Genomic DNA, 2,233 nt, shown 5'->3' on the forward strand with positions numbered 1-2,233 from the left:
CAGTCCGTCCAGGAACCCGTCCCGGTCGGAGGCGACCACACCGGCCCGGTGCTCGAACACCGAACGCGTCGTCGCCAGCGAGAACGCCACGTCCACCGGGGACAGCTCGGCATCCGCCTCGACGTGCTCCAGCAGCCGCTGAGCCTGCGCCTGCACCGCCTCGGCCGTACGGCCCGAGAGGAACCACGGCAGGACGGCCGGGGCCGTGCCCTCGGTGTCGGTCGTGTCGTCCGACTCGGCCTGCGCGGGGGCCTGTTCGAGGATGACGTGGGCGTTGGTGCCGCTGATCCCGAAGGAGGAGACGGCGGCGCGGCGCGGCTCGCCGGTCTCGGGCCAGGCGGTGGCCTCGGTGAGGAGTTCGACCGCACCGGCCGACCAGGCGACGTGCGGGGTCGGCTCGTCCACGTGGAGGGTCTTGGGCAGCACGCCGTTGTGCATCGCCATGACCATCTTGATCACACCGACGACACCGGCGGCGGCCTGGGTGTGGCCGATGTTGGACTTCAGCGAGCCGAGCAGCAGCGGCCGGTCGGCCGGGTGCTCCTGGCCGTAGGTGGCGATGAGGGCCTGGGCCTCGATCGGGTCGCCGAGCTTGGTGCCGGTGCCGTGGGCCTCGACGGCGTCGACCTGGCCGGCCGTCAGGCCCGCGTTGGCGAGGGCCCGGCGGATGACGCGCTGCTGGGAGGGGCCGTTGGGGGCGGTGAGGCCGTTGCTGGCACCGTCCTGGTTGATGGCGCTGCCGCGCACGACGGCGAGCACCGGGTGGCCGTTGCGAACGGCGTCCGACAGACGTTCGACGACCAGGACACCGACGGCCTCGCCCCAGCCGGTGCCGTCCGCGGCGGCCGCGAACGCCTTGCAGCGGCCGTCCTCGGACAGCCCGCGCTGGCGGCTGAATTCCACGAACATGCCGGGGGTCGGCATCACGGTCGCGCCACCGGCGAGGGCGAGGTCGCACTCGCCGTTGCGCAGCGACTGGACGGCCAGGTGCAGGGCGACCAACGAGGAGGAGCACGCGGTGTCGACCGTCACCGCCGGGCCTTCGAGGCCGAGCGCGTAGGCGATGCGGCCGGAGACGATGCTCACGGACTTGCCGGTGAGCACGTAGCCGTCGACACCGTCGGACGCCTCGTGGAGCGGTGCGCCGTAGTCCTGGGCCATGGCACCCATGAAGACGCCGGACTGGCTGCCGTGGAGGTGCGCGGGGTCGATGCCGGCCCGCTCCATCGCCTCCCAGGAGGTCTCCAGCAGCAGGCGCTGCTGCGGGTCCATCGCCAGCGCCTCACGCGGCGAGATCCCGAAGAAGCCCGCGTCGAACAGGCCCGCGCTGTGGAGGAAGCCGCCCGACCGGGTGTAGGTCTTCCCCGGCTGCTCGGGGTCGGGGTCGTACAGGTCGTCGAGGGGCCAACCGCGGTCGATGGGGAAGCCGGAGATGGCATCGGTGCCGTCGGCCACCAACTGCCAGAGGGCCTCGGGGGATTCGACGCCGCTCGGCAGACGGCAGCTCATCGCGACGATGGCGATCGGTTCGCTGGGGTCGAGTACGGCGGGGGCGTGCGCGGCGGCCGTCGCCTGCTCCGGCGTCTCGAGGATCTCCTGCCCCAGGTGGCGCGCCACCGCGGTCGGGCTGGGGTAGTCGAAGAGCAGGGACGCAGGCAGGGCGAGGCCGGTGGCAGCGGCCAGACTGTTGCGCAGCTCGACGGCGGTGAGCGAGTCGAACCCGAGGTCCTTGAACGAGCGGCTGAGGTCCACCGTCTCTGCGGCGGAGTAGTCGAGCACGGCGGAGACGTGCGCCGACACGAACTCCTGGAGGACCCGTGCACGCTCGGCCTCGGTGGCGCCGGCCAGGCGCTCGTAGAGCGGCGAGACCGGGGCGGCGGGCTCGTGGGCGGTGGTGCTCCCGTTCGGCGCGGCCTGGGGACGCGGCGGCAGGGCTGCCGTGGTGTCGAGCCAGTAGCGGCGCCGCTGGAAGGCGTAGGTGGGCAGCGGGGTGCGGGTTCCACCGGTGAAGAGGGTGGTGGGGGTGCCGTGGGTGTGGAGGGCGGTGAGGGTGGTGAGGGCGGTGGTGGTCTGGGGGCGGTTGGCGCGCTGGAGGGCGACGGCGACAGCGGTGCTGGCCGTGGTGTTTTCGGTGGCCAGGGTGTTGAGGGTGTCCTGGGTGAGGGCGGTGAGGGTGCTGTCGGGGCCGAGTTCGAGGTAGGTGGTGACGCCGTGGGTGTGGAGGGTGGTGACG

1 protein-coding gene is annotated in these 2,233 nt (G+C 72.9%); it reads right to left on the reverse strand.

The window, feature by feature from the left end; translation table 11 throughout:
* Positions 1 to 2,233: beta-ketoacyl synthase N-terminal-like domain-containing protein (locus tag ACGF12_RS38325; protein ID WP_393041204.1), on the reverse strand; the 2,233-nt coding region annotated here is incomplete at both ends.

The organism is Kitasatospora sp. NPDC048296, assembly GCF_043201815.1.
Lineage (GTDB): Bacteria > Actinomycetota > Actinomycetes > Streptomycetales > Streptomycetaceae > Kitasatospora.